Origin of the sequence: Paraglaciecola sp. 25GB23A (genome assembly GCF_040012495.1) — a bacterium.
In the GTDB taxonomy this organism is placed as follows: Bacteria; Pseudomonadota; Gammaproteobacteria; order Enterobacterales; family Alteromonadaceae; genus Paraglaciecola.
Map to the genome: position 1 here is coordinate 37,696 of NZ_JBDYKM010000013.1, position 13,626 is coordinate 51,321.

The following is a 13,626-nucleotide window of genomic DNA, read 5'->3' on the forward strand; positions in this document are numbered from 1 at the left end:
AAATTACAATCCTAACCAACGGGGAAAAGCCTCGCTTACCCAAGGGACAAAAGTCACCAACATAAGCACCACAAACATCGCAAAATAGAGGGGTATCAAGGGTTTGATAATGTTCTCTAATTTGGTTTTGGCAATCGCACAGGTGACGAATAATACCGCACCTACGGGCGGAGAACACAAGCCAATTGAAAGATTAAGTACCATCATGATGCCAAACTGTAAAGGTGACATACCCAGTTGCATCGCCACGGGTAAGAAAATAGGGGTAAATATTAATACCGCAGGTGTCATATCTAAAAAAGCACCGACAACAATTAATACGAGATTAATCAGTAACAAAATAATGATAGGATTATCACTAAGGGCAAGTAAAAAATCGCTAAAGGTTTGTGGAATATTTTCAAATGACAGCAACCATGACATAGCCGTTGATGCGCCAATTAACAGTAATACGATGGCAGTGGTTTCTGCTGACTTGAGTAACAAGCTTGGGAACTCGCTCATTTTGACTTCGCGATAAACACCCATAGACAAAAACATTGAATAAAACACCGCGATTGCACCCGCTTCTGTGGCGGTAAATATACCACCGATAATGCCACCAATTACCAAGAAGATTAAAAATAGGCTAGGAACTGCCGCTAGACACTTTTGAGCAACCAGTCTTAAGGGCAATCGGTCTTCGGTAGGGTAACCTTGACGCTTAGCGTAAATCATACACACTACCATTAGTGATAAACCCACTAGGATACCGGGTAGATACCCCGCCATAAACAGTGCAGCGATAGATACACCACCACTGGCAATAGCATAAATGATAAGAATATTACTTGGTGGGATCAGCATGCCAGTAGTAGCTGCCGCAGCTGTTACTGCAGCACTAAAGTTTGGATCATAACCTTTCTTTTTCATTTCTGGCAGCATAAAGCTACCAATAGCGGAAGTTGCCGCAACCGCTGAACCTGAAATAGCACCAAATAACATGCACGATACTACGTTGACTAAGGCTAAACCGCCAGGCAACGCACCAATTAGCGCCATCGCACATTCAATCAAACGTTTAGCAATCCCTCCTTTGCCCATGATTAAACCTGAAAGTACAAAAAATGGAATGGCCAGTAAAGCAAAACTGTCTAAGCCGCCAACCATACGCTGTGCAATAGTAGTAACCGCTGGAGTCAAATCCATGCTCACAAGCATAGTAACTAATGTTGCAATACCAATACTAAACGAGATAGGTACACTCAAAATAAGTAAGATAAAAAACACGAAGAGTAATACAAAAACGGTCATGCCCATTACACCGACTCCTGAGTAGTGGTTTCAAGCACTTTGCCACTGAATAAATTGCTTAGATTAACCAATGAATAAATGATCAGTAATATGCCCGAAATAGGTAATACAGCATAAACAATACCCATATTGATACTAAGCGCTGCTGAAATTTGCTTAAGTTCCAAGGTTAGGTCTACCAATTCATAACCGCCAAAAACTAAGACTAAAGCTGAAAAAACGATGACTAACAACTGGATCAATACTTGTGTCATCCTTTTGTAAACAGGAGACATTTTATCCAATACCAAGTTTAAGCCAAGATGACTGTTAGTCCGATAAGCATATACCGCTCCCAACATACCAACCCAGATAAGTAAAAAGCGAGCTAACTCCTCAGTCACTGAGCTGGGGTCTTTTAACATGTATCGGGAAATAACCTGCCAACTAACACACAGCAGAATACTGGCCATAACCAGCATAAGTGCTGCAGCTAGCGTTTTATCTAAATACTTAATCACTGAATTCATTAGTAAGCCTACATTTCTTCAATTTGTTGCATGATCTTGCCAACTTCAGTTCCAGTAAAAGACTCATGGAATTCTTTTACTGCATCTCGAAATAACTGTTTATCGGGGTAAATAACCTCAACCCCTGCAGCCTTTACCGCTACTAGGGCTTCGTCTGAAGCTTGTTGCCAGAGCCTTTTTTGGTATTCCACTGAATCAGCCATAGCTAGGGTTAACCATCCTTGCTGCTCTTTGGTAAGTGAATTCCAAACAGCTAAACTGGCTAACATAACATCAGGTACTGACGTATGTTCATCTAGCGTGTAGTAACGAGAAATTTCATAATGACGTGACAAATAGTAGCTAGGCGGGTTGTTCTCTGCGCCATCAACAACGCCCTGTTGCAAGGCAGTATAAAGCTCACCCCACGAAACTGGGGTTGCTGCGCCTCCAAGTGCTTGAACGGTTTTAACTGCTGTTGGACTATTTAGGACTCTTATTTTTTTACCTTGTAAATCGGCCGGCGAGTTCACTGGTGTATTAGTAGTATAAAAACTACGACTCCCTGCATCATAATAACCTAAGCCTTTTAGTCGTACCTTTTCAGTTCCTTTTAACAGTGACATACCTAATTCACTGTTTAGTACTTTCCAAAAATGCTCTCTATCTCGAAACACATAAGGAATACTGAACAATTGCATTTCCGGTACAAAACCTTCAAGTGGACTGGCTGATACTTTTGTCATCGCCAAACTACCGATTTGCAAAAGCTCTACCATTTCACGTTCAGAACCTAATTGACTGCTAGGATAGATAAGCACTTTCATTTTGCCTGCTGAGTATAAATCCAGTCTTTCTCCCAAATACACCATGGCTTTATGCACAGTGTGTTGTGTGTCGAGTGAATGACCTAAGCGCAAAATAACCGTATCATCATGTTTACTGCAAGCACTTAGTAAACACAGTAAACCTGTCAGCGTAATAGTGACGCCAAGCCTGAAGTACTTCATTTAATTTATCCTCAGTTGATTAGTCATCAACGCAATTGGTCCGCTTGGTATTTATCCATATCGTCATAATCAAGGTTTTCACCTGCCATGCCCCAAATGAAGGCATAATTTCCAGTACCCACACCACAATGAATCGACCAAGGGGGAGAAATAACAGCATTTTCGTTAGCAACCCAAATATGACGAGTTTCTTTGGGCTCTCCCATAAAATGACAAACCGCTTGATGTTCGGCTAAATCAAAATAGAAATACACTTCGTTGCGTCTATCATGTTGGTGAGCCGGCATGGTATTCCACACACTGCCCTGTGCTAAACGAGTCAAGCCCATTTGCAACTGGCACGTTTCTACCACGGTATTAATCAAAAGCTGATTAATGTCTCTTTCGTTACAGCTTGCTTGGCTACCTAGGTGTAAGACATTAGCGTCGGCTTTACCCACTTTTTTATGGGGATAGGGATAATGGGCAGGAGTGGAGTTGAGGTAGAAACGGGCTGGTTTTTGTGCATCGACGGAGCTAAAGCTCACTTTCTCTGTCGTTTGTCCCACATAAAGAGCTTCCTCTGACGCGAGCTCAAAGTGTGAATTACCTACGGTAACCACACCTGCTCCACCAACATTAATGATACCAAGTTCGCGACGACCTAAAAAGTGTGCTGACTTGAGAGGATCAATTGTTTCTAGAACCAAAGTATGACTGACCGGTACTGCACCACCAACCATAAAACGTTCATAATGACTGTAGACCCAATACACTTTGTCATCTTGCATACAGTTTTCAACTAAGAACTCTTGCCTGAGCTGTTGAGTATCGTACCCTTTAACTTCTCTTTGCCCTACGGCATAGCGTACTTCGAAACTTGTAGTCATGTTGTCTTTTCCTTATCTCGCCAACCAACCACCGTCAACGGCAAGAATATGCCCGTTGACATAATTACTGGCTTTACTCGCTAAAAATACCGCAGCGCCCTGCAAATCTTCAGGCTCACCCCAATATCCCGCTGGAATTCGTTGCGTAATCTCTTTATTACGTATCTCATTACTTTGTAGAGCGGCGGTGTTATCCGTTTTGAAATATCCTGGTGCAATGGCGTTGACCTGAATGTTGTATTGCGCCCATTCGTTGGCTAATGCTTTAGTCACGCCTGCAATAGCATGTTTACTGGCGGTATAGGCTGGCACTGTCATGCCACCGCTATATGACAACATAGAAGCAATATTAATTATCTTCCCTTGTTTTTTTGCAATCATTTCTTTGCCAAGTAACTGACTTAACAAAAAAACCGAGTCTACGTTTACCTGTATCACTCTGCGCCATTCTTCCATGGGATAATCTACTGCAGATTGACGAAAGATCGTACCGCCGTTATTTACTAAGATATCGACTCCACCTGATACTTCTAATGCATCAACTGCTAATTGACGAACAGCAGATTCATCACTTAAATTTGCTGATAAACCTAATGCAGTGCCGCCGGCCTCTTTGATAGCTGCAATAGTTTGTCTGCAACCATCGGGTTTCGAACTGGCGCAAATAATGTTAGCCCCTGCTTGCGCCAACCCGAGAGCGATTGCTTGACCTAAGCCCCGACTTGCTCCAGTCACTAATGCCCATTTATGTTCTAAAGAAAAACCTGATAAATTCATTTTTTCATTCCATGCCACTTACATTGAGTGCTGGCTATATTCTCAACTTAATTCAAATAGTGATAATTAATATTCAAATACCAACATAAATATTCATATTTGAACATAATACTTCTATTCGTTGATCTCATAATTTTCGGCTTAAATTAACATAGTTATTACAATACACTTATTTTTTGCCACCGGTAGCAAATTGTCAAACAATTTTTACTTAATGTATAGGCACCGAGTTAAAGCCATACCTATTGCTTCTGGGTTGTATAGACTCATAATGAGGATTAATAGATTACGCTGAACGGCCCTGACAAATAGACCTAATATATTATAAGGTCGCTTTTAATAGCGCACAGCCACAAAAAAGGGATAATACCAACGCACTTTTAAACGTCGATGTTTATCCTTTTTACTTATGACTTCTCACCTAACGCTCAAGTAATTTTGCTATTTGAATCCCTGCTAATATAAAAGCAAAATTACCTTTAATATCGTTTTTGACCACCGGCTCACTCATATAATACTGGTAGCTGCCATCGCGACCAAATCCAAGACCAGCCACATAACATTGATTGGTCATGCTTACACTGCCATCTGCATGCACTAACATAAATTCTGTCAATAAGCCTTGATAAGCTTGTGTGGCAACATCTTTATAGCTCGAAGGTAAATAGCCCTGATTGACCGCTTTAGCAAAAAAATAAGTAAACATGGCAGAGGCTGACGACTCACGGTAATTGCCGGTCGCCATAGGTTTATCCATCACCTGCCACCAAGTATGTGTAGCGGGATCTTGATATTCAATTAGGGTATTAGCTAACTCAGATACCATGTCGAGTAACACTTGTCTTTGCTGAGGGTTTTCAGGTGGAATATAGTCAAGAACATCGACTAAAGCTAAGGCTAACCAGCCTACCCCTCTGCCCCAAAAATGTGATGACAAACCGGTTTTTGGATCAGCCCAGCTTTGTTGTTTCGACTCATCCCAAGCATGATAATATAAGCCAGTTTTTGGGTCTCTTAAGTATTTACGGGTTAGTTTGAACTCATTAATAACCTCTTCAAAGCTATGTCCTTTTTCAAATAAGGCAGAATATTCCGCTAAGAAAGGCATGCCCATATAAACCCCATCAAGCCAAAGCTGATTGCTATACTTTTGCTTGTGCCAAAAAGCACCTTCAGAGGTTTTTGGTTGGGATGCTAGCTGATTACGTAATATATCTGCCGCTTTTTTATATTTTTCATAACCCGTAAGTTGATATAAACGCAGCACTGCTCGGCCTGGTGCGACAGCATCAATATTGTAGTTTTCAAGTTTATATTGGTGAATATTTCCATCTTTCTGAATAAACGATCCGGTTACCTGTTCTAACACTGCTTTGTATCGAGGATTGTCTAACTTTTGCCCTAAATCATCATATGCTAGGGGATTTAAGCCTACGATGTCATATTCAAATTTGGGTTTGCGTTGACGATTAACATCCCAACCATCATATCGATAATCCAATGTTTTACGCCGTAATTCTGAATCGGCTAATCGTTGGCTCCAACTTAGCGCTTGTTCTGGGTCTATCTGTATCTGGGAACTGAGAATGCTGCTTTGGGTTTTAAGCCTTTGTCGTGGTGGGAGAGTTAACTTTTCAGCCTCTTGCTCTAAGTAGTGTTCAAAAGCGTCAAGATCATTAATGCCACTTTCCACAGCCCAAACAGCCGCGAAATAATAATCTAACTCGTGCGCTTCTTGATTTGTACTGTTTGGCTTACCCTTTAGGTTTAATACGGCAATATAGTTTGATTCATTCTGGGTAACTTTGTCTAAATCTTCTTTTAAAAAGAAAACTGCCATGCCTAAATTTTCACCGCTTAAGCTTTGCTTACCCCAACTTGCTATATAAGTATAGGCCTTGCCTGTAATGTCGAGTTCACCTTGGATAAATGTAGTATCGGGATGTTTGACCACACCAATTGCTATATTATCAACTGCTTGAGTAAAATTTAGCTCAACCTTAGCTAGGCGACTGCCACCTAACATAGCAAAATTAGCCGTAAAATCTTGTTTGCCAAGTTCACTTTGCCAATCTTCATATTTGATTTTAAATGACGAGCGTAGATTACCATTTTCAAGGATTTCGGCATTCAAACTGGCTGTTTTCTGAATTAGTGTTAACTGGTCATTATGCCAAAGGCCAAATCCACCGGCACCAAGTGAATCACCCACTTTTAAAATATCCATACCCCAGTTTTCTCTATTATGGTATGACTCATATCCGTCAAGTCCTACTTGTTGTAAGACTGGTTCAGGGATCAGCTTGCCAAAAATATCAAAACCATTGCGCCAATCCAGATAAATTCGATACCCCACTTTATCTGACTCAATACCTGGGCCTTCATAACGGATCCAATTAGAGTGATCAGTATATTGAGATGGAGGTGTGACTGACTGAACGTTTTGAAATGAACCGCCAACATATTCCTGAAATTCACTATCAGGTTGTTTAGAGTGCTTAACCCATTCTCCGCCTGTTTTTACTGATATTTCAGCCTGAGTTAATTTTGTCTGGCTAATAGCAAGACTAGTCTCACCTGAATATATTTCGTAGCTTTTGAGTGCCCCTGGCTCTAAGTCAGTCAAAAATAAAATGCCATCCGGCGCCCCATCGAAATCCCAATCCACCTGCTGAGAATCCAAAGCCTTACCATCAGCAATGACAAATAATCCAGCTTCTGCCTGTTTATCGCTTAGGCCCAGATCGTAATAACTAAAGTAACTAGCTTGTTGCTCGCGGGTAAACTCTGATGGATTTTGTAATTCAACCATTGCAACAGCAATAGCGCGGCCAGCCGCCACTTCAAGGTTATCTTTTTGTTTGCTTTGTTTTTCGCATGCCATGAGCGCAAGACAAGCTAGAGGTATTATTGACAGTTTCATATGTCTTTGACTAATCACGAATTTGTCTCCTATTAGATTGTACAATTTGAATACCACGGATAGTGAATTTAATTTTTAAGCAAATCATAAAACGTTCTTGAGGTCTAAACTCATGAGTTTATCTTGCTCCAAATATTTGCTACCGGTAGCAAATGAAGCTATCACTGCGTTCTTTCACCTGTCAATCAATACTCGTATTTTTGTAAAAATAATTAACATAAGGATTAGAACGCATACTTCTCGCTTAATATTGGTCAGTTTAGCGAGCTTAAACACTAAAATGTATTTTGTACTTAGCCGAAAATACATTTTTGCAACTTACATCTATTCAAATATGAATAATTTGTTATTAAGTTCCGTTTGATAATGACTACTAATCGATAAATTTATGACTAACATTAGCACTTAAATACCTTTGCAAAACTCTTAAGTTATTGTTTTAAAGCGTTTATAAAAAGATAATCGACAGTTTAAGCCGCTTTTTTAAATTAAATTGCCACCGGTAGCATCAGGTAGTAGCATTATTAACGCAATACCTGAACCTTATTAACAAGTTTTCTACACCTTTTGTAAAAAGGTTAAATTATCACTCATTCTGTTCGATTATTGACTTAATAGCTATGAATGTAAGGCCTAGCAGATATTTGCAGTTAAGGATGGATATCAAATCCAAATGAAAACACATTGACTACACACAATAGGACACGAATATGAACCAGATCAACGTTTTTGCTAGAAGGCCACTGGCCTTAGCTATGAGCAGCCTATTAATGGGACTAACAACTTTAAGTCTATACGCTGAAGAAATACCAGCACCTATTGATGAAACAGAAGTCATCGAAGTTACAGGTAGTTTTAGAGACAGCCTCAATAGAGCTTTGCTCGATAAGCGGTCATCTATTGGTTCTGTTGACGCAATATTAGCGGAAGATATAGCCGATTTCCCTGATTTAAACTTAGCAGAATCTCTACAACGCATCCCAGGTGTTACGATAAGTCGCGCTGCTGGCGAAGGCCGTCAAATATCAGTTAGGGGCCTTGGGCCTGAATTTACTCGCGTAAGAATTAACGGTATGGAAGCCATCGCAACGAGCGGTGGAACAGACGCGATTGGTGGTGCAAACCGTGGTCGTGGTTTTGATTTTAATACATTTTCTTCTGACTTATTTAGCTCCTTAACTGTCAGAAAAACAGCATCTGCAGATGTTGAAGAAGGCTCTTTAGGTGCAACCGTTGATTTAAAAGCATCTCAACCTTTTGACTACAAAGGCTTCACCATGGCCGCTGCTGGCCAGCTAGGCTATAACGATATGTCTGGTGATTCAGATCCAAAGGCCTCATTTTTGATCAGTAATACCTTTGCAGATGGAAAGTTTGGTGCTTTGTTTTCGGCTTCTTATTCACAACGCAACTTAGAAGACAATGGTGCAAGTACTGTTCGTTGGGATAATTCAAACGATTTTGGAACTTATAATGGTGCGGGTGATGCGATTGAACTCACTTCTCTTAATGAAGCGTTCCGTCCTCGTTTACCGCGCTACGATTCATATTTGCACGAGTCTGACCGTTTTGGTTTCAGTGCTTCGTTTCAAGCCAGACCAACAAGCGATACTGAAATTAGTTTCGATTTGCTTTATTCAAAAAATGATTCATCTCGACAGGAAACATTTTTGCAAGGCATTTTAAACAGTTCTTCTTTGACCAGAGTGATGAATGTAACTGCTTACGAGATTGACGACAGTAATACTATGACTTACGGCGCCTTTGAAAACGCCACAGTTAGAGCAGAAAGTCGCTATGACGAATTAACGACTGAGTTTAGTCAATTTACCTTATCGATAGAACATACTTTTTCAGATCGTTTAACCTTAGATGCCATGATAGGACTTGCCAAGTCTGAATTTGATAATCCAGTTCAAACGACAATTGTGATGGAAAAGCGAGGTGTAGATCTCACTTATGATTATCGAGCAGGTTTGCGCCAAGACCCGATTTTAAGTTTTGGTTCAGAAGTGTTTGATAAAGATGGTTGGAATTCAAATAGTTTACGCTTACGTCCTTTGGGAGCTGAAAATAATTTTGACTCTGCCCAAGCAAATTTAAACTACGACTTAACTGACGAATTAACGCTTAAAACTGGCCTGCATTATAAGAAGTTTGAATTTGATACTTTTGAAGCGCGTTTGAAATCAGAAGGTGGTGCAGCGGCAGTAATTTCTGTAGCACCTGAGTACTTAACCAGTTACGACTCAGGTTTAGGACCTAATCCTATTTGGGTTATTCCAGATCGTAACGCAATTTCTGACGCTTTTAATATTTATAGTAATACTGGCACATTTGAAGTCAGTGAACAGAACCGTTTAGCTGACAACTACTCAGCAAACGAAAAAACCACAGGGGCATTTGCTCAACTTATACTCGATACTGAGCTAGGTGAAATACCAATGCGAGGCGATTTTGGTGTTCGCTATGTAAAGACAGATCAAAGCTCTACTGCTTGGGCGAAAATAGGTGGTGCTGATGAATTAGTTACTGCAGTGCACGACTATTCTGAATTTCTACCCTCTATGAATTTGGTATTTGAACTCAAAGAAGACGTACTAGTGCGGTTTGGCTATGCGGAAGTAATGGCTAGAGCAGGTTTGCAAAGCATACGCCCCAATGTATCTGTATCTGTCTCTGGGGGTTCACGTACTATCAGTGGTGGTAACCCAACACTAGAACCTACCAAAGCAAAAACTTATGATTTAGGGCTTGAATGGTATTTCGAAAATGAGGGCGTATTTGCGGTCGCATTATTTAGAAAAGATGTAGAAAGCCAAGTTCAAAATCTTCGTCAAACTAAAACTTTCCTAGAAACAGGTTTACCTGTGCAAGCTGCTATAGATGCTTGCGCAGCTGGCCCTGGCTACGGAGCGGAGTTTGGATGTGACGAATTTGTCAATTGGGAAACAACGACTCCACTTAATGGTCCTGGCGGTGCAATTAACGGCTTTGAAATCATATTTCAAACACCATTTAGTTTTTTACCTGAGTTTTGGCAAGACTTTGGCATAATGGCTAATTATACCCAAGTGAAAGGGGAACTTGATTACGTTAATACCGCCGGAGAGGTGCTAGCTACACGCACCTTACAAGGTCTTTCTGAAAAATCTCAAAGTGCCACTGTGTATTATGAAAAAGAGGCTTTCAGCGCTCGCGTATCAATGGCCTATCGCTCTGACTACTTAACGAATGCAATTGGTCGAAATGGCAATGATATGGAAGGGACTAACCCAACCACTAACGTTGATGCAGCGATGAGTTATAAAATTAATCAGCAAGTGCAAGTTACCCTTGAAGCATTGAACTTAACGGATGAAGTGGACGATCAATGGGTAGACTCAGAAGGTAATCGCTTGTCCTACTACCACAGTACTGGTCGCCAATATTATCTAGGTCTAAAATATAAATATTAAAATGTGATTTAAATATCAATAAAGACAAAGTTTACTGAGGTAAGCTTTGTCTTTTTTTATGGGTAGCTTTATTATTCAAAACACAACGTCAATTATTACTTCCCTCGATTAATATATCTTCTTTTATTCATTTAATTTAACGAATTTATTAACTAATACAAGGCAAAATTCAGTGGAATTACTGGATAATTATTTCAAATCTATCGTATTACTTTTTCAAGAAGCGCCTTGGGCACAAACCATTGGTTTGGTGGCCTTGGTCGTTGGCTTGAGTGCCTTTTTGCAAAAAAGTGATTATTTATTAAAGCGCAATCTCACAATATATACCCTATTAATGGGCATTCAATTTTTAATGCTAGATTTATGGGCGAGTGCCCTCGCCGCTTGGCTTGGAACCTTCAGAACCTATGTTTCAATGCGTTCACGCAGCACCGCGGTGATGTGGAGCCTGATTGCTATTGTATTAATATTTGCACTTCCTACTGTTAGAAGTGTTACTGAGGTTCTGCCTATCATAGGCAATATTCTTGGTACATGGGCTATGTTTAAAGAACAAGGATTACGTATGAGAGCCCTTATGTTTGTTGGTACACTTTGTTGGCTAACTCATAACTATTTGGTGGGCTCTATCGGCGGTACGGTGATAGAAGCACTATTTTTAGTCGTCAATGCAAACACAATGTACGGTTTCATTCGTCAAGAATTGCATGAGTCCAAAAAAGAATAGTGCACATTAAGTTATCCTTATTTCATAAACTCTACTAGGTAAAATCCTGCAAACAAGATGGGTTGATGTATCAAATAAATAAGCAATGAATGACGCCCAAGAAAAGCTAGCCCCCTAGCCGTTTTATTCGGTTTAAGCTGAGGTAACAGTCTATAATGCATCGCGACACTGCCTAACAAAACAAGTGCAAACCAAGGAATAAAGCTCACTAAATCAACAGTATGTTTTGGAATACCCCAATTGACCACCGTCCACTGCCAAATAACATTAAGTGTCACGATATCGCTGAAATAGCCAAGCAAGAAGACAACTGCTAGCAAAATAGAAAAACGGGGCCAATGCAAAAACAGGACAGATAGCGGTAAGGCGACTGCAATAAAATGGATAATGCCAAAATATACCCAGTGATTGGGGTACATATAGTAACTACTCAATGATATCAACGCAGACACTGCGACTAATTTCGCAGTACTGAAGGCTAATTTTTGTTTATTTAATCTCGAATAATAAGCCACATAACTACTCATACCTACGGCCAACAAAAAGGCACTAACAATAATGGCTCTAAATACTCGCCACTCAATATCTGCATTGGTGTCGTACTGCGCATAACCAAATACAGTGAGATCATAAGCAAAATGGAAAAGTACCATCAGCACAATCGCACACCCACGCAATACATCGAGGGCTAAGAGCCTATTAGCCTGCAGTGTTTTATTGGTATTAAGGGTTATTGTCATATTACTTTTTATTGTCTTTAAGCCATTCATTTAGCAGTTTAATTTGGCCACATTTATAGGCCGCATAGGTTATGCGTAACGCATTAGAAAGCACTTCACTATCGGTCCAACCGGTTTTAGCACTGATTTCTTTATAACAATCCATCGCCAAAGGTGTGACGTAGCCACGTACTTGTTTTTTACCTAATTCTTTTTGTTTTAAGCGGAATCGCTTTTGTTTTTCAGCGTTAGCCGACAATTTCTTATTCATTATTTAACCCAAAAATGCTTATTTTCTATTATCTTGGTAAACTATCTGCCAAATTATTCAAATATATCACTGTTCAGAGTTGTTTAGCTTACAAGTGTTCGCTAAATTACCCGCTGAATTCATTAAGGCAGTTTATACAATGACAATACAACAAAACAGTTTTACTCGTGACGATCTTTTAAGTTGTAGTCGCGGAGAGTTATTTGGACCAGGTAATAGTCAACTTCCAGCCCCTAATATGTTAATGATGGACCGCATTGTTGAAATATACGAAACAGGCGGAGAACACGATAAGGGCTATATTGTTGCTGAGTTAGATATTAGCGAAGATTTATGGTTCTTTGCCTGTCATTTCCCTGGCGATCCAGTTATGCCTGGTTGCTTAGGTTTAGATGCGATGTGGCAATTGGTTGGCTTTTTCTTAGGTTGGTGTGGTGGCCCTGGTAAAGGTCGTGCATTAGGTGTAGGTGAAGTGAAATTTACTGGACAAATTTTACCAACAGCTAAAAAGGTAACCTACCGTATTGACATGAAACGCGTGATCAAACGTAAGCTTTTTATGGGCATGGCTGACGGGACGGTAGCAGTAGATGGTCGGGTTATTTATCAGGCTAAAGATTTAAAAGTCGGTTTATTTCAAGACACCAGTAACTTTTAATTTATCACTCTAAAAATAAAGCCCCTTTTAGGGGCTTATTACTCAACGATTAATTAATCCTACACTTCGGTCACCAATGGCTTCACGCCATCCGCCTAACCATTCAGAGCGCGCAACTGACGCTTGAAAAGGACATAGTTCTTTAGAACGACCCACAATACCAGCTTGATATCCTTTTGAGTGTGCTCTTGAAAGTTTATCGCGTTTTTGTCTCTTCATTGAGTTTCCTCTTATGCTGTTGAATTAGCTGTGATCAATTAGATCACTCTATACAGATAGTGGAATAATTAGCTAGGTTCAACGTCAAAATCAAAGTAAAACAATTGACAAATATTAACTCATTGAATCGTTTCTAGATTTTTCTATAAACTAAATTTTTATAAAAAAACTCAATTTTCACAAAATTGAAATATAAAAAAACCTCAATGTGGTC

At 39.9% G+C, this 13,626-nt stretch carries 12 protein-coding genes; 3 read left to right on the forward strand and 9 right to left on the reverse strand.

Annotation, left to right across the window (positions count from 1 at the left end; all coding sequences use genetic code 11):
- Positions 1-3 precede the first annotated feature (3 nt).
- The 6 genes from ABKW31_RS15575 to ABKW31_RS15600 all read right to left on the reverse strand — a co-directional run bounded on the left by ABKW31_RS15575 (position 4) and on the right by ABKW31_RS15600 (position 7,360).
- Positions 4-1,299 (reverse strand): TRAP transporter large permease, encoded by a 1,296-nt coding sequence (locus ABKW31_RS15575; protein ID WP_348617487.1) that lies wholly within the window; start codon positions 1,297-1,299, stop codon positions 4-6.
- Positions 1,299-1,802 (reverse strand): TRAP transporter small permease, encoded by a 504-nt coding sequence (locus ABKW31_RS15580; protein ID WP_348617488.1) that lies wholly within the window; start codon positions 1,800-1,802, stop codon positions 1,299-1,301. The genes ABKW31_RS15575 and ABKW31_RS15580 overlap by 1 nt, the downstream gene beginning before the upstream one ends.
- A gap of 8 nt (positions 1,803-1,810) precedes the next feature.
- The gene (locus ABKW31_RS15585; RefSeq protein ID WP_348617489.1) at positions 1,811-2,791 is read right to left on the reverse strand and encodes a TRAP transporter substrate-binding protein; all 981 of its coding nucleotides are present in this window, start codon (positions 2,789-2,791) and stop codon (positions 1,811-1,813) included.
- Positions 2,792-2,817: 26 nt separating this feature from the next.
- On the reverse strand, positions 2,818-3,660 hold the full coding sequence (gene kduI / locus ABKW31_RS15590) for a 5-dehydro-4-deoxy-D-glucuronate isomerase (RefSeq protein WP_348617490.1): 843 nt from the start codon (positions 3,658-3,660) through the stop codon (positions 2,818-2,820).
- 12 nt (positions 3,661-3,672) lie between these two features.
- A complete protein-coding gene (gene kduD / locus ABKW31_RS15595) occupies positions 3,673-4,437 on the reverse strand; it encodes a 2-dehydro-3-deoxy-D-gluconate 5-dehydrogenase KduD (protein WP_348617491.1) in 765 nt (254 codons plus the stop codon).
- A gap of 421 nt (positions 4,438-4,858) precedes the next feature.
- Entirely contained in the window at positions 4,859-7,360 is a 2,502-nt protein-coding gene (locus ABKW31_RS15600) for a glycoside hydrolase family 88 protein (RefSeq protein WP_348617492.1), read from the reverse strand.
- Positions 7,361-8,070: 710 nt separating this feature from the next.
- On the opposite strand from ABKW31_RS15600, the gene ABKW31_RS15605 reads away from it, so the two are divergent.
- Both ABKW31_RS15605 and ABKW31_RS15610 read left to right on the forward strand, forming a co-directional pair.
- On the forward strand, positions 8,071-10,818 hold the full coding sequence (locus ABKW31_RS15605) for a TonB-dependent receptor (protein ID WP_348617493.1): 2,748 nt from the start codon (positions 8,071-8,073) through the stop codon (positions 10,816-10,818).
- Between the two features lie 172 nt (positions 10,819-10,990).
- Positions 10,991-11,545 carry a YgjV family protein gene (locus tag ABKW31_RS15610; RefSeq protein ID WP_348617494.1) on the forward strand — a complete coding sequence of 185 codons (555 nt, stop codon included), beginning with the start codon at positions 10,991-10,993 and terminating at the stop codon, positions 11,543-11,545.
- 17 nt (positions 11,546-11,562) lie between these two features.
- Here the strand turns inward: ABKW31_RS15610 and ABKW31_RS15615 are convergent, their stop codons facing one another.
- The gene (locus ABKW31_RS15615) at positions 11,563-12,285 is read right to left on the reverse strand and encodes a heparan-alpha-glucosaminide N-acetyltransferase (RefSeq protein ID WP_348617495.1); all 723 of its coding nucleotides are present in this window, start codon (positions 12,283-12,285) and stop codon (positions 11,563-11,565) included.
- A 1-nt stretch (position 12,286) separates the two neighbouring features.
- Positions 12,287-12,535, reverse strand: a complete 249-nt coding sequence (locus tag ABKW31_RS15620) for a hypothetical protein (protein WP_348617496.1) — start codon at positions 12,533-12,535, stop codon at positions 12,287-12,289.
- Between the two features lie 139 nt (positions 12,536-12,674).
- Between ABKW31_RS15620 and fabA the strand changes: the two genes are divergently transcribed.
- Positions 12,675-13,193, forward strand: coding sequence for a 3-hydroxyacyl-[acyl-carrier-protein] dehydratase FabA (gene fabA / locus ABKW31_RS15625; protein WP_348617497.1), 519 nt, complete (start codon positions 12,675-12,677; stop codon positions 13,191-13,193).
- Positions 13,194-13,235: 42 nt separating this feature from the next.
- Here the strand turns inward: fabA and rmf are convergent, their stop codons facing one another.
- Positions 13,236-13,412, reverse strand: a complete 177-nt coding sequence (rmf, locus tag ABKW31_RS15630; protein WP_348617498.1) for a ribosome modulation factor — start codon at positions 13,410-13,412, stop codon at positions 13,236-13,238.
- Positions 13,413-13,626 lie beyond the last annotated feature (214 nt).